17 protein-coding genes are annotated in these 22967 nt (G+C 65.6%); 10 read left to right on the top strand and 7 right to left on the bottom strand.

What is annotated here, in order from left to right; all coding sequences use genetic code 11:
- The first annotated feature begins 596 nt into the window (after positions 1-596).
- Positions 597-974 (top strand): hypothetical protein, encoded by a 378-nt coding sequence (locus tag JOD57_RS00150; RefSeq protein ID WP_204690034.1) that lies wholly within the window; start codon positions 597-599, stop codon positions 972-974.
- Between the two features lie 227 nt (positions 975-1201).
- Positions 1202-1396 carry a hypothetical protein gene (locus tag JOD57_RS00145; protein WP_204690033.1) on the top strand — a complete coding sequence of 65 codons (195 nt, stop codon included), beginning with the start codon at positions 1202-1204 and terminating at the stop codon, positions 1394-1396.
- A gap of 113 nt (positions 1397-1509) precedes the next feature.
- Here JOD57_RS00145 and JOD57_RS00140 read toward each other — a convergent pair whose 3' ends face one another.
- Positions 1510-2820 (bottom strand): hypothetical protein, encoded by a 1311-nt coding sequence (locus JOD57_RS00140; protein ID WP_204690032.1) that lies wholly within the window; start codon positions 2818-2820, stop codon positions 1510-1512.
- A gap of 503 nt (positions 2821-3323) precedes the next feature.
- Between JOD57_RS00140 and JOD57_RS00135 the strand changes: the two genes are divergently transcribed.
- Genes JOD57_RS00135 through JOD57_RS00125 form a run of 3 tightly spaced genes read left to right on the top strand, consistent with a single transcriptional unit; the run spans position 3324 to position 11424 of the window.
- Positions 3324-4598: a hypothetical protein gene (locus tag JOD57_RS00135; protein WP_204690031.1), complete on the top strand. Its 1275-nt coding sequence runs from the start codon at positions 3324-3326 to the stop codon at positions 4596-4598.
- Positions 4595-5656 carry a hypothetical protein gene (locus tag JOD57_RS00130; RefSeq protein ID WP_204690030.1) on the top strand — a complete coding sequence of 354 codons (1062 nt, stop codon included), beginning with the start codon at positions 4595-4597 and terminating at the stop codon, positions 5654-5656. Before JOD57_RS00135 ends, JOD57_RS00130 begins: the two co-directional genes overlap by 4 nt.
- A complete protein-coding gene (locus JOD57_RS00125) occupies positions 5644-11424 on the top strand; it encodes a KH domain-containing protein (RefSeq protein ID WP_204690029.1) in 5781 nt (1926 codons plus the stop codon). Before JOD57_RS00130 ends, JOD57_RS00125 begins: the two co-directional genes overlap by 13 nt.
- Positions 11425-11432: 8 nt before the next feature.
- On the opposite strand, the gene JOD57_RS00120 is transcribed toward JOD57_RS00125, so the two are convergent.
- The 3 genes from JOD57_RS00120 to JOD57_RS00110 are packed head-to-tail and all read right to left on the bottom strand — an operon-like array spanning position 11433 to position 15239.
- Entirely contained in the window at positions 11433-13577 is a 2145-nt protein-coding gene (locus JOD57_RS00120) for a YidC/Oxa1 family membrane protein insertase (protein ID WP_204690028.1), read from the bottom strand.
- Complete coding sequence (locus tag JOD57_RS00115; RefSeq protein ID WP_239568818.1) at positions 13574-14482, bottom strand: protein phosphatase 2C domain-containing protein; 909 nt, start codon at positions 14480-14482, stop codon at positions 13574-13576. The genes JOD57_RS00120 and JOD57_RS00115 overlap by 4 nt, the downstream gene beginning before the upstream one ends.
- Before the next feature lie 13 nt (positions 14483-14495).
- Positions 14496-15239: a vWA domain-containing protein gene (locus tag JOD57_RS00110; protein WP_204690026.1), complete on the bottom strand. Its 744-nt coding sequence runs from the start codon at positions 15237-15239 to the stop codon at positions 14496-14498.
- 672 nt (positions 15240-15911) lie between these two features.
- On the opposite strand from JOD57_RS00110, the gene JOD57_RS00105 reads away from it, so the two are divergent.
- Both JOD57_RS00105 and JOD57_RS00100 read left to right on the top strand, forming a co-directional pair.
- Entirely contained in the window at positions 15912-16229 is a 318-nt protein-coding gene (locus JOD57_RS00105) for an IolE/MocC family protein (RefSeq protein WP_204690025.1), read from the top strand.
- Positions 16230-16461: 232 nt separating this feature from the next.
- Positions 16462-16812: a hypothetical protein gene (locus JOD57_RS00100; RefSeq protein WP_204690024.1), complete on the top strand. Its 351-nt coding sequence runs from the start codon at positions 16462-16464 to the stop codon at positions 16810-16812.
- 168 nt (positions 16813-16980) lie between these two features.
- Here JOD57_RS00100 and JOD57_RS00095 read toward each other — a convergent pair whose 3' ends face one another.
- Entirely contained in the window at positions 16981-17265 is a 285-nt protein-coding gene (locus tag JOD57_RS00095) for a hypothetical protein (RefSeq protein ID WP_204690023.1), read from the bottom strand.
- Positions 17266-17625: 360 nt separating this feature from the next.
- Positions 17626-18015 (bottom strand): hypothetical protein, encoded by a 390-nt coding sequence (locus tag JOD57_RS00090; RefSeq protein ID WP_204690022.1) that lies wholly within the window; start codon positions 18013-18015, stop codon positions 17626-17628.
- A 1434-nt stretch (positions 18016-19449) separates the two neighbouring features.
- Here JOD57_RS00090 and JOD57_RS00085 point away from each other — a divergent pair.
- Positions 19450-19794 (top strand): hypothetical protein, encoded by a 345-nt coding sequence (locus JOD57_RS00085; protein ID WP_204690021.1) that lies wholly within the window; start codon positions 19450-19452, stop codon positions 19792-19794.
- A 25-nt stretch (positions 19795-19819) separates the two neighbouring features.
- Positions 19820-20992, top strand: coding sequence for a site-specific integrase (locus JOD57_RS00080; RefSeq protein ID WP_204690020.1), 1173 nt, complete (start codon positions 19820-19822; stop codon positions 20990-20992).
- 219 nt (positions 20993-21211) lie between these two features.
- Here the strand turns inward: JOD57_RS00080 and JOD57_RS25940 are convergent, their stop codons facing one another.
- A complete protein-coding gene (locus JOD57_RS25940; protein WP_275582047.1) occupies positions 21212-21337 on the bottom strand; it encodes a hypothetical protein in 126 nt (41 codons plus the stop codon).
- A 305-nt stretch (positions 21338-21642) separates the two neighbouring features.
- Between JOD57_RS25940 and add the strand changes: the two genes are divergently transcribed.
- Complete coding sequence (gene add, locus JOD57_RS00075; RefSeq protein WP_204690019.1) at positions 21643-22662, top strand: adenosine deaminase; 1020 nt, start codon at positions 21643-21645, stop codon at positions 22660-22662.
- The last annotated feature ends 305 nt before the right edge of the window (positions 22663-22967 follow it).

The raw sequence follows: 22967 nt of genomic DNA, 5'->3' as shown, positions 1-22967 counted from the left end.
CTCGCGCAGGGCCCGGACCACGTCGCCGAGGGGGGCGTGCCCTCCGCCGCGCTTGCCTATCCGGTCCAACACCGCGTCCGGACCCGGCTCAGCGGGTTCACTGTTCCTCTCCGCCATTCACCCAGTGTGCGCTCGCGGCGATCGGCACGGCTCCGCGCCGGTCCCGGCACCCGCGCCGCCTCGGTAATCTCTCGCGGGGGTCTGAATCCTTGGCAGGACCTGCACGCGCGACCTCGCCTGCGGGGGCAGGAGCGGGCGAGGCGATGCGCCCCACGCGCAGGACCGACCGGCAGCCCGACCGGCGTCGCTCGTGGGCGGAGGGGGCAGCGGCACCTAGCCACGCTTCCGGCGTCTGATCCGGGGCTTTCCCGAGCGGGGACCCATGGCCACGAAATTCAACACCGATCTCTTGACGCAGCGTATAAAAATCGCATATCCTTGCCTGTTTGACGGCTTCCGCCTGGCTTGCTACTGTGCGGCCGGAGGCGGACATGCAGGTCATCGACACAGATGTGGTTTCGCGGCGTCCTCGGCCCGCGACGATGCCGGGGCACCGAGAGGACGGGTGCTAGGTGGCGGCACCGACGAGACCCCCGATGGCCGCGCAAGTAACCAAGGGGCCGCGCTTTCGTCTGCCCCAGACCGTGACACCGTCCCACCCGCTGTACGTGGCGGCAATCGGCCCGGGATGGTGCGAGTTGACTGATCAGCAGTCGCACAGCCTGCCGGACGGCGCGGTACACGTGAGCGAGCGGCGACGCTGCTCGCTACCTGAGCACCGCGCCTATCACCTGCGGTGGGCCGTGCCGAACGGGGTGCCCGTGCTGGCGGCCAGCGCTGCGACGGCAGGCGGCCATCCCCGAATCCTGCTGGTGGAGCTGGCCTTGGCAGTCGAGGCCCTGCGCCACGAGGGAGCCCACCCACCGCTCCTGATAGCGGACGACTGGGTTCCGACTTCCTGGGCAGCACTGTGAGGACCGTGGCATGCGTGCCTGCGCGTGCCTGCGCGTGCACACGCAGGGCCGGGCGCCGGCACACGTCTACGGCGCATGACATGCGCGCCCTCAGCGGTGCCGGGACTGGATCGCCGCACGAGGCGGCGCCGGTGACATGCAGTTGGCCGGAGAGGTGGGGCGCCTGCACCAACCCCGTCGCGGCCGCCAAGGGCGGTGGCCAGACGCCGCAGTACTGCAATCAAGTCGTGGGCGAGGTGTTGCACAACCCACAGAAGGCCAGGGACGGCCGGGTACGCGAGGCGCGGTCGCTCGTCGGCCGGATCGGCGGATCCCTGGAGCAGATCGCGCGGGAGGTCGCACAGCCGCAGGACCGACTGCAGCAGACGCTCGAACTCCTGCCCGCCTTCACCGCTCCACTTGCCAGGCGCTCACCGCGGTGACCGACGTACTGGCGGCGCTACATGCCGCCTCGACGATCTGCAGGATGGGGAGAGCGTCCAACTGTGGGTTGCGGCCGCACAGGCGGAGGCTGAAGCGGCGCGGGCCGAGCCGCCTATCCGAGATCCTCGTGCCAACAAATCACTGGTAGGGAGACGTCCACGCTTCGGGACTGCAACTCACTGATCGTCGGGTCTGAACTTGGATGCGCCCCACGAAGCTCGGCCCGCACCTGAATGTCTGCCTGTTGGATCAGGTCCTTTGCGGTCTGCGTTATTCGGCCGCGGACCGCAAAGTGGTACTCATGAACCTCGCCCTGACGGATCGCCTCCTTGACGCCCTCTAATTGGCTCCGTAGATCTTCTGAGGGTCCGAAGGCGCGTGAGTAGTTCTTCGAATCGATGCCGATTTTGTGGCCATCGCCCTTTACCACCAGGATGTCGGCCTCGACCGTCCTTCGCCCCGGCGCAGAAGGGAGTTTCTGGCCAAAGATCAACTCATCCGATCCCTGATTGATGCGAACAGGATTGCCGCCGTTCCCTGGCGTTTTAGCCTCGTCGATGAAGCGTGAGGCTGCAATGATCTCATATGCGTATCCATGAACTTGTCCGCTTCCCGCCACGGTTGACACCCACACTGTTCCTCCGTGCCCTCTTGACGATCGACCGAGTTCGAGGCCAGCGATATGCTCCGTTGCAATTCCGGGCGCGTGTGAGGTGACGGCCTGAATTTTCTCCATCGCAGCAGGCAGTTCATCTCTCAAATATTGGGGGATTGCTGCGTTTCGGAGCGCAGGCTCCAGGAGCGCGGCGATGTCGAGAGGGACCGCGCGGGACGCAAGTACTGCATCGACGGCAGACATCGCACTCCGGCTAGGCGCCTTCACCTCCCCCTGCCATACGGACTGTTCACCTGAAGAAGTGGTAGCCGAGGGGGGCCTCATTCCGAGATTGATGGGTGCAAGTCGGTCGAGCACAGACGACGGTCGCTCCTCGATCGAGGACCGCTGTCCCGCGTACTGACCCTGCTGGTCGATCTCGGCCTGCCTGATCTTGGCCGTATCGAGCAACTTGCCGACCTTCTGCTCCAGTGCACGGACGGCACGGTCCCGTGCCTGCCTGTCGCCGCCGCTTCGTCGGACTTCCAGCAGCGCTCGCTGGGCATCGCGCAGCGCTGAGGAGATCTCTGACTTGGAACTCGCCGACGCGATGGCACGCTCCGCCTCCTCGACGCTCGCCTGACTGCGGGCGCGCTGCTGGTCGGCAATCGCGACGCGCTGCGCCTGGTCGATGGTCCGAGCGATACCCTGCAGCCCATGGCTGACAGCATTGGCGTAGGCGGCCCGATGCGACCCTCCGCCGGCTAGAGCAACCCGTCCGAGTAGGCGCACGGTCCTGGCAGACACGTCGTGGTTGCCGCAGGCCATGAAGTGTCCCCTCGCCGTCGCGAAGCAGCCTCGGTGCCCAGTCGACAGCAAACCGTCACCGGCCACGGGGCGTTACACCCGATTCATAGCACGCGATGCTTGCAGTAGTCACCCATCGCCAGGCAGGCTCGGCTTCCGCTGCACGAGTTGAGGCAGCGTCTGACGGATTCGTTCGCAAGACGTAGGATCGCGGGGGCACTGTGACGCATCCGATGGGCGCGAGCCTCGCGCTGCGCGACCACTTCCATGCGCGAGGACTAAGCGCACCTCCGCGGTTCTTGGATATCTACGAGTCAGATCTTCCCAGTAGACTGCAAGGCGTCTTGTGTGTCCCCGGTCCGGCCTCCCAGCCGATGACCATCGCGTGGGCTGAGTCAATAATCGAGACCAGCAGATGGCCACCCCACCGAAACCTAGTCCCATTTCTAGCAGTCGACGAAAAGTCCTTTGCCTGCGTCGTAGTGTCGGACGCCGACGGCCCAAAGCTCCCCGGACATGGCTCCGTGGTGCGCTGGCATCTCGACACACAGAGAGATGATCTACAGGCCGCTGTCCTGGACTTCGATGCACTGCTGTACGCCGAGTCGGTAGCCGAGGAGTTAGAGGCGCGGGACGCTGGGCTCTATCGCATGCTCGACGAGGTTGGGCCGGCGTACGAGTTGCAGTATCTCGAAGCCGACAAACGGCCGCGCGATTTCGTGATCCGCCCCGTGCGCATTGCCTGCCAGAACGTGATCGTAGGACTTGCGGCCTTCGCCCACGAGCCCTCGATCGACGGCATGTCGGTCTTGGCGTGGCAGACCTGCGAAGTGCCGCATGTTGCCACGCATGAGGCCAACCGAGCACTGGCCGCATTAATGCTGTGCGACGCGTTCGCAAGCGGTGGCACGATGGAGATCCGGTTCGATCGACCGGCTAATCTCACGGCCCACGGGATCACTGCGAAATCGGGTGAACGCGTCGACGTCGACGTGACCTACCGCGGGCATCCCGAGGGCGGCAGAGTGCCGGCAGGTCTCCGGCGCTACGGTCGGTCGGTCGGTGTCTTCCTGGGCATGGATGACATCCATGCCATCTCACCGCGTGAGGCGCGCGACCTGTTCCTCGCTGTCACGCCGATGCCGGCCGATCTTGGAGCCCGGGTCCATGAGGCCTACCGGCGAGGAGTGGCCAGCCCGGAACGCCTGTGTTTTGTGCTGCTCTCGCAGATCTGGCGTGAGCCAGAGCTTGACTTCATGCTCGCCGTCTCGGACCGCACTGGTTCAATCTTGCGTGGAGGCGCGGATTGGCGGTGCCGAGGTCAACGACAAGCCGAGTCGGAGATCGCCCGGGCGGCGTTAATGATCGGCATGCTCTACCGTCGACTCGATACGAAGGACGGGGCCGGAGACACCTCTAGTCCGGCGCGCGTACTCGAGGACAACCGGGTTGGCGTCACCTGGCAGATTTTGCCCGATGTCGCCGCAATCCGCTTCTTTGGCGTGCGCGCCGGGCCGGTGCCTTGGCAGCCGCCTCTGTCCAATGGGCGCGCCGCGATCGAAGGAGCAGCTACCATTACCGTCCTACCGCGCGCGATTCTGGACTCGACGACGTTGCACATGGCTTCGGAATTGGCGCGCGAGGGCCTCGTCGCGGTGGTTACCCCGTCGGACAGCGATAGTGATCCAGACGAGGCGAACCGCGCAGGGGTCCTCCTGCTGCGCTGCCCGGACCGTCTCGGCGAACTCGATCAGGCCATCGAACGCAAGCTCTTGAGCGCAAGGATCTCCAGGGCATGAGCGTCGAGCGCAGCATTCTGGTGCGTTTGCCAGTCGATCAGCTAGGGATCCGGACGTTGGTGGGAGACATCCGTTCAGCAGCGGCCCGAGTCGGCAAGGCGTTACCGGGCGAGCGCACCGACATCATCCGATACGAGGGTCTGTCGAGCCGACTGGAGCAAGCCGCGCGGCGGCACTTGGCGCGTGCCGGTGCGCAGTACGTCGAGATCGACATGATCGATGCGCCTGGCGATTCGGTGTTCGACCGAGACGACGCAGACCGGCTGCCCGCTGGCGCCGACGCGGCCAGAGCCTGGCTCACGGCGGGCGACGTCGCCGTCGAGTTGCGCGACCCGTTCGCCTCGGGTCAAACCGTCCACAGCGCGTTCGCCGCCCCGGCGCCGGAACCCGAAGACCCCTGGGAGGCGTTCGACGACCGCGGTCGGCCGCTTTTCGGCACCGCCGCCATCGCCGCGCGCTTCCGCCAGCAGGCCCAGGCCGCAGTCGACGGCGAGGACGGGGCGGCGCTCAGTCCCAGTGGTGTTTCGAACCGCGTATTGACCGAAGGCCTTCGCGAGTTTGTGGCTCAGGCTGGTACGCCTGCCTGGGTTCCGGTCATCTACAGGGATGGCTCGGCCGGCCCAGCCTTCCCGCTCCGTTCTGTGGCGCTCCGGGACGAGATCCCGGTTGGCTGGCGCACGCACCGGTTCGCCCTGCTCTCGATCCGGCACACCGAGATGGATGTGGAGGTCGACGGCGCATGGTTCCGCAACACGGACATCTCCCGTCCGCGGCCTGCTGGACAGACCGATGAATTGGCATACAAGCTGTCCCAAACGCAGCTCACCAAGGTGTGCGAGTCGGGCCCGGCGCTGATCTACCTGTATCAGACGGGGCTGGATACGGCCATCCTCGGGTTCTACCGCGCAGTGACAGAGCACCTCATGAGTCGTCCGGACAGCCTGGCTGTTGTGCCGATGTTCTTCCGCCGCCGGCGTGAGGGCGCGGCCGTGGATCGGTCAGTCGGCGGGTACGAACCGCAGTCGACCTTTGTGGAGGGCACGCCGTGGACAATCTGACGCCGCCGCCGCAGTCCGCCGAGGCTCCCACTACGCTGCGCGAAGTTCGCTGCAAGGACTGTCTCAAAGAGCGTGCCCGCGGCACTTCGCTGGATCCAGAAGCGCCGAAGTCGGAAGCCGATGAGCATTTCGAGTACAACGAGGCTTGGGCGCAGCGCCTGCTCGAGCGGGGTGGCAGCCGCACGGACCGTTGCACCCGCCATCGACGGCTGCACAACAAGGCTATCCAGGGGCTGGCGGTCGCGTACATCGACCTGAAGACCATAGGCGAAGTCGTCGACCGCGACTCCCCCATGGGGGCCCTCGGCGGGCTTGGTCCGCTGCCGGACGTGCACACGCCGATCCCAAAAGAGCCGAGAATTCCGTTCTCGAAGTTCGGCATGAAGGACCACCACGTCCGCGAGATCTTCCAGAAGATGACCGACCCGAACAAACGAGTGCTCGTCTTGAAGGCGGGCACAGGAACCGGGAAGTCTACGTTTGGGCCCTTTCGGCTTCTCGTGCCGCCGGAGGGGGTGGATTTCAGCTTCACAGACCGCGGCCCGATAGTCGTGACTGAGCCGCGCGTTCAGGCGACGATCGGCGTGGCGCGCTACGTCGGGGAGCGCCTGGTTATGGGCTGCCCGCTGATGGAATGCAGCGTGCATGGCTCGTTCAACCCCAGGGCGCACGTTGATGATCCGAATGCGCCGGCCGGTCCATCCTGCCCGGATGAGGAGTGCACCCGGCCGCACGTCGGTGACCATCCGGGCCCCAAGCAGGAGGACCCGGCGTGCGTCGGCCAGGCAGGCCACGCGGTCGATTGCGCCTGCTGCACTGTGTCAGACTGCGCCCGCCACATCGGACCGGGTTACCGGGTGGGCTATCAAGTAGCGGGCGACAAGAATCACGATGACGCCTGCGAACTCGTCTACGTTACCGATGGCACGATGATCAACTGGTTACGCGAGGGGCGCCTCGCCAATATCGGCACGGTCATCGTCGACGAAGCGCATGAACGCAGCACCAACATCGACTTCATCATGGGGTACCTGCGGCGCGAGATTGACCGCTACCCGCACCTTCGCGTGATCATCACCAGCGCCACCTTCGATGTCGACTTCTACGAAGACTACTTCGGCGGCCCCGAACGCGTCCACAAGATGGATGTCCCCGCGGAGAAGACATTCGGCTTCGGGGCTCCCCTATTCCCCATCACCAACGGCGTCCTCGAATGCGGCTGCGAGCGGGACAGGCGTGGGGCACTGCCACACCCCGAAACCAGCGATTTCGACGAATGGCTACGGGAGCATTGGCCGGAAGCCAACCGTATCGGGCCGGTACCCGACGACGGCTCTCCGGCCGAGGACCTGTGGGAGACGACAGCCAAGCTGCACGATCTCCGCTTCCCCAAGCCGCTGCCGATGCCTGAATGGCAGGTCGACATCTCCAATCAGGCCAAGACGCGACTCGGGCGCGATCTCGCCGAACACGTCGTCACGCTGGCGAATGCGCTCGATGAGCGACAGATCTGGGGAGACATCCTTGCCTTCCTCCCCAATCAGAAGCTAATCGACGACGCGGTCTGTCAGATCGAGTCGCGCGTCGACCCCGACAATGCGGACGTCTTCGCGCTGATTCAGTCCGCATCCACCGAACAGAAGCAAGCCGCCCTCGAATCGCGACCACGGGGCTCCAAGCGAAAGATCGTCGTATCGACCAACTTGGCCGAAACCTCCCTGACAGTGAGCGGCGTGCGCTTTGTCGTGGACTGCGCGTTAACAACCCAAGGGGCGTGGGACCCAGTACTTGCGTCGAAGTCTGTTCCTACCACGCTGCACAGCCAAGCGGGCGTGCGCCAGCGTTGGGGACGCGTCGGACGTGACGCGCCCGGCTGGGTCTTCCCGCTCTACACCAGGTCGCAGTTCGATCTTCTGCCGCGTGATACACCGCCCGGCTCCACTCGGGATAACCTCGAACAACTCGTCATGAAAGCCAAGGCGGGAGGTATAGACGACGTCACGAGCTTCAAGTGGCCCGCGGCGCACCGCTTCGGCGACCTCGACGAGAGCGCTCTCAACGCGATCGACATTTTCGAAGCCGAGCTTCGGCGCGCCGACAAGGCACTCGTCACCAATGGAAGCGTCGACGCTGACGGACACCTAACGCCGTTCGGCAAAGAATTAGAGCGGTTCGGGAAGCACTCCACCGCGTTCGCCGTGGCCACCATGATCGCCGACCAACTGGCCTGCGTTCCAGAGGTCGTAACCGCGCTCTGCCTGCTTGAGGACGCCAAGCCACAGGGCAACGAATCGGTCGACCTACGAAACCTGGCGCTGTTCAACAGGGACTGGCCCGGCGAGTGGCGGTTGATGGCCGACCGCGCCTGGCAGCAAATCCAGGTGGGCTGTCGAGATGACGTGGACCTTGTCCTCCGCATCGTCGGCCTGTGGGAACGAGCCGACCGAGGCCGACGCCCCTGGGAGCCATCGGCCGAGCGGGAAGCGTGGGCTCACCGCTGGTGGCTCGACCACGACATCCTCCTGAAGTTTGCCGAACTGCGCCGATCGGTGCTCGAGAGCTTGTCCACAGCCATGAAGGAAGAAGTCAAGCGCTTGCTCGACCCTCGGCTGGCTCCGCGGGCACGCGCCGTCATCAGCCGCGCCTACGTCGGCATGCGCTATGTCCAGCTCGACGACGGGTACTACCAGGCGGCGAACCAGCCCGAAGCGGATCCGGTCTCACTTGCCGCAGCCTCACGGCTGGCCCGCTATCCCGACGACATTATTGCGCTGACACGCGCCCGAGATCTGCGCAGCGGCAATCCTGAGATTCGTAACGTCGTGGCCACGACTCCGTGGGCGGCGAACGATTCCCTCAGCGCCCTGGACCTTCTTCTACAGTGCATGGACCACGCCGCTGCGCGCGACCTCGCCCGGACCGACATCGACCACGCGCTCAGCACCATCGAGATGTTCCCAGTTGGTGCGCACCTCGACGTACAGGTCGGCGCCGACAACGCCGTCTCCAGCGTTCACCGCCACGACGCCTTCGCCTTCCCCGGCGAGACCATCGCCGAGGCTGACGAGGAACTTCTCCAGGAGCCCCTGGCCGCTCAGACGGAGACGGCCGCCGACGATGACGCGACGGGCAGTACGGCCTGGCCAGGCGGGAACCGCACCCCGCACGAGGACGAAGATGCCCTCGAGGCCCGCCGGTTGGAGGAGCCCGACGACGACAGCCGCGATACATCCACGGGCCATTCACTGGGCATCGAGCTCAACGACGACGAGCCCGTCGGCCATGGACGGGTCGTCGATATCCTCCAAGACGACAAGAATGACGAGCGCCTGCACCCCCGGTACCGCCTCATGGCCGGCACTCAGCCGTTGCGCGAGACCGGCATCTACCGTTGCGCGGGATACGAACTGCAGGGCGAGGAAGTCGCGGTGCTGCTGGATCGCGTCAAAGCCGCAGCGGAAGGCGTCTCCGATCCGGCGCAGCACCCCGATCTCACGTACGGCAGCTATGTGGACACCATCGTCAGAGAACTGCTTCAGGTTCGCGGGCAAGCACTGCGGGTCCTCCACCGCGCCGACGGCAAGGGGCGGTTCCTGCTCGCCGCGGGTCGGCCGGGGACGGGCAACCCCCTGGTGGCACTCGATCCCTTCAACCAGCACATCGTAGAAGACCTACAGATCGGTGAACGGCTACCCGTGATGGTCGTCCCGACGCGCTACGGAACTGCAGCGGCCACCCTAGTTCCGCTATTGAGTCGCCACCTCGACCACAACAGCGTGCGGCGATGGGGTGCCCCGACAGCCGACGCTATGGGGAAGCGTCGCCCCTTTTGGGACGCCACCGTGCACGCGACCCCGAACGGCAGCAACTACGCAACGCTAGAGGTTCTCCCCCACGATCCCGTGCTCCGGATAACGCATCGGTTCGGCATGCGCATCGACCCCGGATCGCCTCTGGCGAAGCTTGTCGAGCACGAGACGACGCCGGTCAGGCTGAGCCTTCGTGGCAACTTCAGGATGCGACTGGTCCCGACGCTCGACGACGCAAAGCTGGAAGAGATCGCTCAGCGCCACAGGGGTGCTCTTCACGTCAATAGGGACGACCGCGGGCGAGTTTACCTCTCCGCCGGTAGGCCGCTAACGGACGCAGCACGCGACGACCTACTCAATGCCGATCGGTCGCGGAACTGGCAGCTCAGAGTGTGGGACTTCTATCTGAGCTCGCACACGAGGACAGTCGAGGGCCTGGAGCCCAACGAGACGACAACCCGTTCTCCAGTGCCGCTGCCCCGGCCGGAGGCCCCTGTCGAAGCCTACGAAGCCTTCGCCAAGGACGCGATCGTCCTCGGCGTGGTCGATGAGTCGACGGATGCAGGGGTGCGCGTCCGCTTCGCCACCGGGGCGACCGGCTTCTCGACGGCCGACCATCTGCCGCGCGGACGCGTATTCGTCCCTGGCGACGACGTGAGATGCCGGGTCCATCACGTCAGCCCCGGGGAGCGCCGGCTCACGCTCGACCTCAATGTGGGCTTCGCGGTTCATGCCGAACTACCGCCACACTGGCTGCCCATCATGAGGAGCGGGGAGCGGCGCCGAAAGATTGCCGAGATTCTCGGGTCGACTGTCCAGTCGTCCGGAGCAACTTTGACCGCGCATGCTGCCACGGAGGCGGAGGCCGATGCGCTCGTCCGTGCTCTACCTGCGCTCCTGAACAGCCCGGCCGCGGCCGTAGATGTTCCAGCCGACAGGGTGGGTACGGTCATCGGCAAGCAGGGTGCCAACATCGACGCCGCGAAGGCGATCCAGGGCGTGCTCCGCTGTGACATTGCAGACGGCCAGCTCATCGTTTCGGCCGTGTCGGATGCAGCACTCAAGGCTTGCCTCGACGTCGCGATTAGTCCGGCGCGCCTGATCCGAGGACGCATGACGGTGCCGCCGGGGAAGAACGGCGCGCTCATCGGACCGGGCGGGAGCATCGTCAAGGAGCTGAAGCGCGAATCCGGTTGCCGCGACGCCAATGCAGGGCAAGGTGGCTCACCCGAATGGACCCTTGGCGCGGGTTCGCAACAGGCCTTGGAACGGTTCGTCGAACTCGCAAACCAACGAGTTCACGGCTGCACGTTGCGCGTCGAGGGCGCTGAGGAAGCCGACGTGTATGACCTAGCCGCGGGCCGTCTTGTCAGCGACTGGCGCGCCCACGCTTTCGGGCGTTTCGCCGCAAGAGCCTGGCGCACCGAACAACCAATATTTAATTTGCGACCGACGAGCGCCGCTGTTGCTTCGCGGTCGACTGACCCGGGGCCGGACTCTCCATCGGACGTCAGCGTACTGAGTGAGGACGACTTTCACCTCCTGCTTTCCAGTCTGCGGCGAACGCTGTCGGTGAGGGCCGATACAACCCCCCTCAGCCCATCGCTTCGATCACGGGTCGCGTCCTACTTGTATGGGCTCGCTGGCGCCCATCATCGAGCCACCGTCGATGTAACACCGGATTCACTCAGCTTCGTCGTTCGCTGGCCTGATGTCCCGGCCCGTCCGCCAGTCGCCTTCGACGGTCACCTGACTACCTACGAGGTCTCAACCTGGGATCATCAGCTGGAGAGCATGGCGCGGGCTCTTCGCCTCGGGTCATCAATCGCCGCGGATGTTTCAAGCGCGGAAGAGCAAGTGCGGGATTCCCTATACTACTATCTCGCTGGCATTGCAATGGCGCTCGAACTGAAACTTTCGGTCGAGCCGAACGCCGTTATCATCGTCCAACGGCCATAACGTCCGCGTCACCTGTGGCGACCAGTTACGAGGAACCTGTCCCTCAATGCGATGGTTTCGCCCAACCACGCTGACACCAACTGCGGAAGAACGTAGGGGCCCACCATGAACGCATTGAAGACAACGAACAGGAGGGCACCAGTAGCGACGATCAAGCAATATGCAGCTGGGCCGGGATATGACATGTAGCCCCGACGACGAGCCAAATCGATCAGTAGAATCGCAATAAGCAGACCCACAATCAACTGAACTATCAGCCAGTAATCGGCGGACGACGATCGAAGGGCGGCAAGGTCGTTGCCCGTCGGGCTTAACTCATTCGCCGACTGGGATCCGGCGCCGAAAGCGACTTGCATCACGCTAACGAGTAGGGCTAATTGGACTGCGGCATGGGGGAACCTGCCCAGAGGGTTGTAGCCAAGGCGCTTTTGGAGCTCCATTACTTCTTGTGCGAACTGTTCTCGATCTCCCTGATGCCGCTTCCTGAGCGTGTCGATCTGAGGCCGCACGTGTCTTCCAAGGGCACGATTGTGAGCCGTGGTGATCGTAAGTGGACGGAGAATGAGCCGTATTAGTATGGCGAGTGTCACCGTTGCGCACGTCCATGAGATACCTGGATGCAGCGCCAGGTTGACTTTGTCGAATAGTGCATGGATGGAACGCCAGGCCCATCCGAGCACGGGGCGAGCCGGCGAAAACCACGTGTACCCATGCCACAATAATGGAATAAAGGAGACCGCAACCCATAAAAAGAGCGCTACACCGACCGTTCCTTCCAGACCGGCGACACTTCGAATTAGTCGACTTGGTCGCGTTGGGACCGACTGGGGTGTGGTGGGAGCGGTGGCCCGGGGCTGTGTCCCAACGGATTGGGGGCCGCCCAGCGGAGGCGGCGATCCGCTCGTCTTCGAGGGGCCCTGTTGGTCTTTGATCTGCAATGTCCCGTTGGAGCGCTCAGGGTCGGGAATTTGATCGTCATGCGGACGAGGTGGCCCTTGCATGCGGTCGATGCGTGGGCGCGGCGCAGGGATCTGAAAAGAGGACGGCGCTCCAGTCTCTGCGAGCCATGTCGCCGGAGCGGCGGATCCATCATCTCTTAGGGGATATGGATCGCGATGCTCCGTGGCCGCCCGTTCACACCAGGGGCAGTTGCGCAGTCCCCCGCGGTACTGGTGATTCCGGTTCGCGGAGCACCGTTTCAGATTCGCGCCCAGGTGTATTAGCGCGCGATACCACAGGTCGGCGCTTGGTCGCTGTGTAGGCTCCAGCCGTCCCGCCACAAAGCATTGCTCGGCGAGGCGGCGCAGTCTGGGCGGCAACAATGTAGGGCTGGGCACGGTACGCCCGACGACGAGCGTGGGTTGAGGTAGAACCCAGGAGCGACCCGCAGCGATATTCGAGACCTCCCGCTGGTCATCGTCATCGCCATCTGGGTCATAGTCAGCGGGGAAGCCGGCGAACGGCGAGTGCCCCTCGAGCAGAAGCTGGCAGATGACTACTGCCAGCGAGAACTCGTCGGCATGTCGCGTGCGCCAGGCCATCGATCCCGAACCTGCGACCTCGGGGGGACTGTTCTCGGGTCGCCACATCCGCGATCCGAAGCGTTGTCCGGTCGATCCCACGAACTGGAAAGAATCGACGTCTATAATTGTGATCCTGGCGTGTCGCCGATGCGCAAAGAGATTGTCCAGGCTCAGGTCGCCGATCACAAAGCTTTCCGCGTGCAGTTTGGCCACGACGCGCGCGAGATCCGCCGCGAAAGCTATGAAATGCTCATATGTCAGGAGCCCGCTGCGTCGCAGCTTAGAGTTCTGCTTGAACAGACCTTCTTGGAACCTCGCGTACCCGCCGTGTAGGCGTTGCATAATGAACCCTGAAGCGGCGCCCGATACGTCGCGGCAGACGGCGATGGGGTAGGCGATCTCCGGGTGATTACCGTTGACGTGCCAGTGCCTAGTTCCAAAGCGCGCTAGTTCCCGGAGTCGGGAATCAAGGTCAGGAATACTCGCCGGGTCGGCATAAATTTTGACGCAGAAGCTGGGGTCCTCCGGCAGTGTGTATACCCGCCCCTGCTGGCCGTCCCCGATGAGGTCGCCAGTCATCGAGAACTGAAAGGTGGTGCCGTTCATGAGGTCAGCGGTGTAGAGCGTCACGTCGTGATCCGTGATGCGGCACCGCGTGGCAGGGTGGCCACGATGAGCGTGAGGTCATCATCGCATTCTTGAACCATCTGGGGCGACCGCAGGATCCGCATGAGTCGCGCACTATCGTGCGTGCGCGAGCCGACGCCGTCAAAGAGCGGTGAGAAGAATCCCGCCTTTGGCCGACACGGAATGTGACCTTCGTACTCGAGCGCTATCTGCGCTAGCCCGTCAGTGGCCACTGCAAACCCACTGAGTTGAGCGTCCTCGATGATGGTAATAGTCGGGTGGCGGAGTCGTTGGTCGGTAATGAACTCCGTCTCGTTGGCATACTCCACCTCGCGCCTTGGCGTGATGAGTTGCACTATGGACTTATCGGTCTCAGCGACAACGAAGCCGTCTCCGATCTGCGCAACACCGAGCCACTGGTGATGCGCAACGACGATCTGCAGAGTTGTATGAAAGAGCCGATGGTCCAGGACCCGTTGCGTGTGACGACTCGCACCGTCCAGTGCCGCCAGCAGTGCAAGTCTAGTGCGCCACATTGCTGAGAGAAGTACGTGTTCAAGCGCCGCTCCAGCGTTGGCCCAGTTGACTTGGTCGAGGAGAGCTGAAGTGATCGAGAAGGAGATCGATGTGGCCATCTGTGCACCGGCTGCGCCGAACGCGGATGAGCCTGCGCCATCTGCCACTGTGACAAGAAGGGGTGCAGTCCCCTTCGCCCGTTCAATCGGATTGCGCTGTTGCGTGAAGTTTGTCTGGAACGCGTCCTGACACGGCAAGTCGCCATCGAGGTGCCCCGCTCCGGTAGCTGACGCGGCTGCGAAGCACCATGCGCGCGACTCGGCTGCGAAGGGTGCTAGAGGGGTCGGCGCGCCACGAGTAGACGGTGCGGGCGAGCGGCGCCACGGCAGCATGTGCATGCGCCCTTTACCCGTGCAGTCGCGCCAGGTGCTCTCGCGCAGCCGTGATCGGGTCGGCTGCACTCGCACTTGATGACACGAGCCGGAGGAACTCGCTGAAATCACCGTCGCCTAGGTGCCAAAATCCATTGCGCGCTATGCGCTGCAGTACGGAATTATTGGAACCCCTTACGCCGACACCGAAGAATGCCAGCTTCTTGCGCTCTTCCAATGCGGCAATCTCGTCTCCGGTTGGCGCCCAGCCCGCTTCCGGTAAGACCTTTCCTTCCGAGTCCGTGGGTGCGCCGTCGGTGATCATGAAGACTAGGGGGCGGAACCGCATGATGCGCAACTCGTCGAGCTGTCGCTTCCGCGATTCCGCCAGCTCAATAGCCGTCTTGATCGCCGGCATCATCGGCGTCACGCCGCCGGCCTCAAGCTGTGGGGGCTGCAACGTTGCCGCTGGAGCGAACGTCTGCCCGTCGCCAAGATCGTGTGTGGTAACACCACCTTTGCCGAACGTTATGATGGCGACCTCGGCGCGATGCATGAGTCGGGAGTTGGTGCGCAGGGCCTCTGACCAGTCCCGGAGGGCGTCGTTAAGTTGGTGAATTGGCCAGGGCGGCTCCTCGTCCTGGGGAGCCATGCTGCTCGAAGTGTCGAGAAGCAAGATTATTGACACACGCTTTTCAACGCCGCTCTCGAAGGTTGCGATATCGAAAGTGTCGTCGTCCTCGGGGGTCTCCTCGCCGTATGACGACAGGGTGGACATCAAGGCAGAACCCTCCTGGGACTACGAGGTGCACGCGAGGACGCTTGGGTCTGGGGGCCTCCGGGGACGACCGGAGAGGGAGCCTAACCGGCTGCGGGGCGTGAAGCGCGATTTGCTACGCGACCTGAATCGAGATCGCCAACGGGTGGGGCTGGCCAGCGGGTATTGCCCACGACCATGTTCGTGTCCTACGTGGTCGGGTTCTTGGCCAGGTCGGTTGCTCGCGGCCGGCCGTAGCGAGGCGAGCGGTGGAGGGCGTCGACTGACCGCGCCGACTCCCTGGCGTTCACCTCACCCAACCAGCGCTGATCGGATGGCGTGACCGCCTTCGCGGTGTCATGTCAGACGGGGCATGACGCGAGGCGGGCGCTGTGGGCGTCGTTCCGCAAGGACATCACCGCCAGGGCGGTCTTTGACGCGGAGCCTTGCGGCGCAGGCCGACGCCTCTGGCCAGCCGTCCCCGGCCGAACCCCTTCGCCGACCTATCACGCCGAAGCGAGGCCCGTCCCCTCCTCGACGTCGGCGCCGCAGTGCCGCCTGGCTCCACGACGCCGCGGCCACTGTCCATTGGGCGCCTCGCCGCGCAGCAGGCCGCCCGCGGCACGACGATGACGGCCCGACTGGTGGAGCGCCGGCCCCGAGCGGGGCCGAGCGGCGAAGCAGCGGCAGTTCATGCTGACCGCCGCGGAAGCGCTCGCCGCCCGTCACCTCAAGGTCACCCCCCACACCAGCGGGAAGCCGTGGGACGCCGGGCACTGGGCTTTCGAGTTCGCCGTGGTCGCCGGACAGGCCGCCGATGCCGGGGCACGCCTCGGCATCGAGTTCCTGCCCTGGTCCCACGTCCCCACCGCCTCCGACGCGCTGCGACTGGTTGAGGACGCCGGCCACCCCGCCGGCGGGATCGTCGTCGAGGCCTGGCACGTCGAGCGCGCGGTACACCCGCGGCCGAGCCCCCGCGCACCGGATCGCCGGAGGCCGCGATCACCCTGATGCGCGGCGGATACCGCCGCAGCACGTTGCCCTACGGTCCCGCCCTCGCGATCGGCTTCCTGCTCGCGACCAGGCTCTAACAGTGACGTCCATCCGAAGCGGCTCACAGTCGAGACATTCGAGCAGGATTTGCGGCACGACGGCAAGGCGCCGAGCAGGGCGGAGCCCGACCTGCGAAGACAGCCCTACTCTGGATCTCACCAACCTGCACGGAACGAAAGGAGGAGCCGGAGTGAACGATCGCATCCGAGAGGCGGGCCAGTTTTTGAAGGGCACCGTACGGGAGTCCGCTCGACAGACGTTGCACGATCACGGTGACGACGAGCACCGAAGAGGCTTTACCTCCGCCGCTGGCATCAGCCTCCGCCGTATCCACGCGAGAATCGACGCCCTCAAGGAGCAGATGAAGGGTCCCGGCCTGACCAAGGCCCAACAGGCGATCTACGCCCAGCTGGACGAACTGCAGTCCGAGCTAGAAGCGGACTATGACCGTTACTGGCAGGGTAGCGGCGTCGACTGGCGTCCTCTGAAGCCTGTCGCGAAGGGAGTCGTCATCAGACAGACCGGAGAATTGCAGTCCTAGTTGCCGACCGCGCTCAACGGATTCCGCGGCAGGGCAGACGGGCTGTCGATACCTGGACCTACCGTGCGGTACCGGGCCTACCTGGCCCGTGGCACGGAGGACCAGGAGGCTCGCCATGGGCAGCCCCGACGACCCTGGCGCCTGCCAATCGATTGGATCAGCGTCTCGTCAACCATGGACGTGACAGGCGATCGCACCGACAGCCTGCTTACGCAGCACATCGAGCGGGAGGTGCCCGATGATTTCCTCCCCCGCATCGCAGCAACGTTCACCGTCCTGGTCCTCACTCCAAACGACCCAGCCCTGGTCGCAATCGAGGTCCAGTGCCAGGAGGATGTTGGCCCCGTCCGTGTTGAGCTGTACCCCGAAGTAGCCGCCAGCGAGCGAAACCACCTTCCCGCCAGTGGCACCAGCCGCCCGGTCGATCTCCTGCAAGTACTCCGTGTACTCCACGTCTCCCCTTCCAAGGTGCAGAGTTCCGCGAACGCATAGTCCCGCCGACGGGGGACATGTAGACGAGAAGGGTGTTGCGTAACCGCCTCCTTCGTGCCAAAGGGGCCGCAACGCAACCGCTGCGTCAGGCGCACACGGCCTGTGCCAATAGGTTCCGGCCATCGTCCTCGCACAGTCCTTCGCGTCGTTGACTTGGCACCGCGGGACTGGCGATCTGCTGACCTGGAGCGCCAATGGCGGCGCCTACCCGCACACACCGCAGCGCCTCGCCATCGAGTGGCGAGGCGCTGCAGGGGTCCTTGAGGGCAGTTGTTGCCGCGCACTGCCCGCTGTGGCCCGACTTCCCGACTGCTGTGTCCCCTAGAAGGGCGGCTCATCACCCGGGAGGTAACCTCGACCCGAAGGCCCGGTAGAGGCTCGGCGAGCAACCCTGAACGGCGATGGAATGCTGCCGGCACGTGCGAAGCGAACCGACCACCCTCGGCCGGGCCAGTCACTCGTTACCGCGTCGACGACACCAAAGCCGGCTTTGTCCTCGAGCGTCGAGGCGTAGTGGCAGGCGAGATCGGCTAGGAGCAGCAGGCACAACGAGAGGTCCTCCCGCGCCAGTTCTCGCATGGTCTGAAGCGCATCCTGATACCGGTCCTCAAGAGGACCCAGGTCGCACTGATCCCCTCCGGAGGCTTGACGCGCGGAATGCAGGAGGACGAAATCCACGACGACCTGCCCTGGGTCGATGTTCTGGTACATGGCCTGTTGTCCTTTCAACGGGAGCAGGGACAACGGGGACATCGGCAGATGTTCGGACGGTTCGGACAGTATGCTCGGGGTCTTTTCATGAGATGCAGCGGAGAATGCTTTGTGAGCCCGTGAGCCCGTGAGCCCGTGAGCCCGTGAGCCCGTGGGCCTGCAGCCCTTCGCAGATTGCAGCATGCGTCCCTGCAATGTGGGTGTCAGGTCTGCCTCCAAGCCTGGTGTGGGATGTAGAGGCCGGTTCACCGTGTTTTCGTAAGCGAGTCGACCTGCCCGGGGGGCACGGCCTCTACTGAGAAACACAAGATCCGCCTCTCAAGCCGCAGGGTGGCAGGAAGACCACGCGGAACCGGTCGTCGCCTCAGACACTCGGCAACGCCTTATTGACGGGCCGCTCCAGTTCCACGTCCTCGGGGAGCTGTTCATAACGGCTTAGCCGCATGCAGGCGGCTAAGCCGCATCCAGGGAGGTTGCGAAGCCAGCGGCAGATGCTTGCGTAGCGTTGGACCGGCACATGCCCCAGCCAGGCATATGCAGCGGGAGACGCCTTCGTGCGGTTCGCCGATCCCGGGACCGATGACCAGCCGTGCTCCGCCGGTGCAGCGCTACCTCGCGCGATCTAGGGGGCGGACTCCGGCCGGAGCCTGCACGGGATCGCCGGAGCGCCGCACGGACCCTCCACGTCGGTAGACCGGTCGGTAGCAAGGCGCTCGGGCGGGCCTCCGCCTGGCAGGTCGCATCCACCCGCCCAGGCGACCGTGTGACGGGCCGCCACAAGATTCATTGTGCAAGTCCGGGCTGGGGCCCGATTGCCGACGGGCAAGTCGCGGCGTGTACCTGCAGGACGTTCCGCTCGCCCCACGGACTGTGACTCCTTGACACGTTGTATGCACAAGGGGTGAGGACACGCCGCGATCTGTGCCCTAGAGTGACGGGTGTTCAAGTACCTGAGCCGAGCAGCGGCTCTTAGCACGATCTCCTCGCGAGGGGCCCGTGATGGCCGAGCAATCCCCTCTCTCTCCGACGGTAGGTGTCGGAGCACCAGGCTTGGTGCCCCGACGGCGTCGACGACCCATCACCGCACCCGACGACCGAACCCCCACCGCGCCGCGGGTGCCCTCTACGCCGCGGAACCGAAGCCGTGACGACAAGGAGCCGACGGCCGGACCTCCCTGGAGCCCTACTAGTGGCGGCCCCGAGCCGGCACGGCCTCCGGCTCCGGAACCAACCGCCGCCGGCAACAGCCAGTCGCGGCGGGCGGCGCAGGTCGCGTTCCCGGCGAGCCCGCGCTTCCTGACCTGGACACCCGAGGGTGCACCCCTGATCCGGGAGACAGCGGTCGGCACCTCTCTCACCGCGCAGCCCAGGCACGTCCTTCCCGAGCCTCTCCATCCAGTTGAGGTGTGGGCAGCCGTCGTGCGCTCTCCACGCATGCAGTTGCCCTTCGTGCAGGCCCACAGGTCTCTGTACGTCGGAGCTCTCGGCCCGGGGTGGGTCAAGTTGACCGATCACGCCGAACTTGCTCTGGCCGGCAGCCGCACCGTCATCACCGTAGGCACTCGCCAACGGGTCCAGCTCCCGCCCGGACTGGTGCGAGAGCGCTGGCGGGAAGCTGCGCACGGGCACGACGACGCACTCGTCGTCGTGCAACGGCACGCGACTGCCCGCGGCTGGCAGACCTACGTCGACGTTCTCACCACGGAGCTGCTTCCGGCGCTGCTGGACGTCGTCCTTCCGCAGCATGCCGCCGACTGGCCGAGCCGCTGGTCGATCTGATTCACGCCTACACCTGGAGCTACTCATGACCACCGACCCTTTCGACGCCCGCGCCGCTCTGCTCGACGTCGCCCGGGCCTGGCGTGCCACGCCGGACGACCTGTATCAGCTCGCCGCCGAGCTCAGGCACGGGGCTGACACCCTGCGCGAGGCGCTCGACAAGATCGAGAGCAAGACCAAGCGTCCCGTCGCCGACCGCTATAGACAGGGAAGGGCCCGGTTGCTGGAAGGTCATCTCCCCGGTGACTGGCTCGTCAAGCTGACCCCCTACGGCGACCTGCCCTACACGGCGCTGGAACCGCTGAGCGTTCAGGCTGACCTCGACCGGCTCGTGGAGGCCAGCGGCGCTCAGGAGGTGGCCCGGGCGCGGGCCCGCGGGCATCCCTTCGCCGACGCCAATCCGAAGTGTCATGGCAGTGGGTCAGGACGCCAGTACCTCTGGGCGGCCAAGGAGGTCGACCGCCAGCTGTGCAGAGCCGGCTATCTACGCGCCCCCAAGCTGGGCGAACTTCCCGAGCCGCGCCGCCCCGGCCCGAGCCGTAGCAAGAACCTGACCGAGCAGGAGCTACTCGACTATGTGAACACGGTGCTGTGGACCAGCCCCGATCCGCGGCTGGATGCCCTCCTCTGGCTCTGCTACCGGATCACTCTCGCGCGCGGTAGCGAACTGCGCCATGCCGACCTGGCCAGCGTCAACAGGGCTCGACCGTCCCTATCCGTCGGCGGCAAGGGCGGCCGCGTCCGCGAACTCCCCGTGCACTCCCGCCTACTCGACGCGGTGGTGGACTTGGCGACCGGGCGGCCGGTCCCTGCCGATACCGATCAGGAGGAACCACTGTTCCGCACCCGCAACGGCCACCGGATTCGCGTCCGACAGGTCGAGCGCTGGTCGGCTGTGCTCCATGACCGCTGGGCGTGGGCTCAGGGCCACGAAATCCGCGTCCACACCCTGCGACACACCGGCTCCGCCGCCATCAATACCGCGGCAGGCCCGGTCGCCGACGGACTGGTCTTGGGGCACAGCCGTGCCCAGATCTTCAGCACCACCGGCATCTATCTGCCTGACGAAGACCCTTTCCCGCAGCGGTGCGCCGCCGTCGAGGCCGCCTTCGGGCCCCTCGACGGCTGGCCCGACCTGCCGGAGACTGATCTCATCTACCGCCTCACCGGTCTCGGCCCCGGGAGCGACCCGCGATGACCTTCGACCAGACCCGGGCGGACGCCCCAATGGGGACGCGCCGTCAACCGGCCAAGACACCGGCCGCCGGGCTCCCGCCCCGGTCACGGGGGCATCAACCCCAGAGTCGGAGTCTGAGTCCCCCCTCGGACACAGCATCGCCCCGGTGTCTCTGCAGGTCAGGCGCCCGTGGCGTTCGGCATTCAGGCTCGACGGCCTCTTGATGCTCATCACCAGGCCTCAGCCCTCCAGCAGGGCAGCGAAGCGGTCGGCGTCCTGCCTGCCCGTGCCCGGGTGCACGTGCTGGTGGACGGTGAGCGTGATGGTGGCGCTCGCGTGCCCCAGTCGCTCCGAGACGACCTCCACCGGCACGCCGTCGGCGAGCAGCAGGTGACGTGAGTGGGCCGGAGGCAGGCAGCCGGATCACCGGCAGCTGGTCCTCCCCCATCTCCCTGGGCACTCGGGCCACCTGGCCGGCGGAGCAGCGGGAGAACCGCTTCGGATGGCGGAAGTCGCCGTCGAGCTCACGCAGCCGAGCGCGGAGTCCCGGACGAGGTCGAGGGCGACCAGGCTCTGACCGGTCCTGGTGGGCCACCTGTTCCGACCAGACCGGGCCGGTCCCCGGAGTGGGACGGCTCGACGGGCCGATGGGATGGGGCAAGACTCCGATCATGACCACTGACCTGGACGTGGCGAGTTTGATCGCGGCGGTGCCGAAGTGTGAGCTGCACCTGCACATCGAGGGCACGCTGGAGGGCGAGCTCGTCTTCGAGCTCGCCCGGCGCAACGGCATCAACCTGCCCTACGCCGACGCCGCCGAGATGAAGCGGGAGAGCCCCTTCCACGACCTGGCCAGCTTCTTGGTCGGCTACTACCGCAACATGCAGGTGTTGATCACCGAACAGGACTTCTACGACCTGGCCACCGCCTACTTCACCCGGGCCACCGCGCAGAACGTCCGCTACGCCGAGATCTTCTTCGATCCCCAGGCGCACACGTCGCGCGGCGTGGAGTTCGGCACCGTCCTGCGTGGGTTGCGCCGGGCCGTCGTCGACGCGCGCCGCACCCTCGACCTGCGCGTCTCGCTGATCATGTGCTTCCTGCGCGACTTCTCCGCGGAGTACGCGATGGCAACCCTCATGGAGTCGTTGCCGTACAAGGACTGGATCGTGGGCGTGGGGCTCGACTCCGACGAGCGGGGCAACCCGCCGGTCAAGTTCGAGAAGGTCTTCGCCCGGGCCCGCGCGGAGGGCTACCTGTTGACCATGCACTGCGACCTCGACCAGCCGGGCACGCATGACCACATTCGCCAGGCGCTGGACGTCATCGGCGTCGATCGGATCGATCATGGCGTGAACGTGCTGGAGGACCCAGCGCTGCTCGCGGAGGTCGTCGAGCGCGAGATCGGTCTCACTGTCTGTCCGATCTCCAACAGCTTCGTCCGTGGCTCCGCCTGGGACGGCGCGACCAAGCGACTGCTCGACGCGGGCGTGCTGGTGAGCGTGAACTCCGACGACCCTGCGTACTTCGACGGCTACGTTGCCGACTGCTTCCTGCGGGTGCACCAGGAGACGCCGTTGAGCATCGCCGAGGTCCGTACCCTGGCACGCAACTCGTTCGAGATGGCCTGGCTGCCGCCGACGCTGCGGGCCCGCTTCCTCGACGAGGTCGACGCCGTTCTCCCGGGCTAGCCTCCCGGCGAGCCTGACGACGGCGTGGCGGATCGCTGCCGGCCCCGGCGTCGGCCGGCACCGGGGTTCGGCTCGACCACGTGTCGGCCGCGGGCTCTACAGGGAACCGGGGAGCGCTTCGGATCGTGTGCCGGATCCCCCTCGGGCACTTCTCGAGGAGGGCCGGGGCGCTGACCGTGGCGCTCGGGTCGTGGCACCCGTCGGCGCGACAGTGGTGACGAGTCCCCGGTGAGGAGGCACCGGGAGCGGACCAGGCCCGATCGGCCCGTCCCACTCCCGAACCGCGGATGACGCCTGCAGATCTC

Origin of the sequence: Geodermatophilus bullaregiensis, from assembly GCF_016907675.1 — a bacterium.
Lineage (GTDB): Bacteria > Actinomycetota > Actinomycetes > Mycobacteriales > Geodermatophilaceae > Geodermatophilus > Geodermatophilus bullaregiensis.
This window is presented reverse-complemented; position numbering and strand designations above follow the sequence as displayed.

Excerpts from the sequence above, each read along its gene's own strand:
- JOD57_RS00150 (WP_204690034.1), top strand. The coding sequence starts at position 597 with ATGGCCGCGCAAGTAACCAAGGGGCCGCGCTTTCGTCTGCCCCAGACC.
- JOD57_RS00140 (WP_204690032.1), bottom strand. The coding sequence starts at position 2,820 with ATGGCCTGCGGCAACCACGACGTGTCTGCCAGGACCGTGCGCCTACTC.
- JOD57_RS00130 (WP_204690030.1), top strand. The coding sequence starts at position 4,595 with ATGAGCGTCGAGCGCAGCATTCTGGTGCGTTTGCCAGTCGATCAGCTA.
- JOD57_RS00115 (WP_239568818.1), bottom strand. The coding sequence starts at position 14,482 with ATGCTGCCGTGGCGCCGCTCGCCCGCACCGTCTACTCGTGGCGCGCCG.
- JOD57_RS00110 (WP_204690026.1), bottom strand. The coding sequence starts at position 15,239 with ATGTCCACCCTGTCGTCATACGGCGAGGAGACCCCCGAGGACGACGAC.
- JOD57_RS00105 (WP_204690025.1), top strand. The coding sequence starts at position 15,912 with ATGCTGACCGCCGCGGAAGCGCTCGCCGCCCGTCACCTCAAGGTCACC.
- JOD57_RS00090 (WP_204690022.1), bottom strand. The coding sequence starts at position 18,015 with ATGTACCAGAACATCGACCCAGGGCAGGTCGTCGTGGATTTCGTCCTC.
- JOD57_RS00085 (WP_204690021.1), top strand. The coding sequence starts at position 19,450 with ATGCAGTTGCCCTTCGTGCAGGCCCACAGGTCTCTGTACGTCGGAGCT.
- JOD57_RS00080 (WP_204690020.1), top strand. The coding sequence starts at position 19,820 with ATGACCACCGACCCTTTCGACGCCCGCGCCGCTCTGCTCGACGTCGCC.
- add (WP_204690019.1), top strand. The coding sequence starts at position 21,643 with ATGACCACTGACCTGGACGTGGCGAGTTTGATCGCGGCGGTGCCGAAG.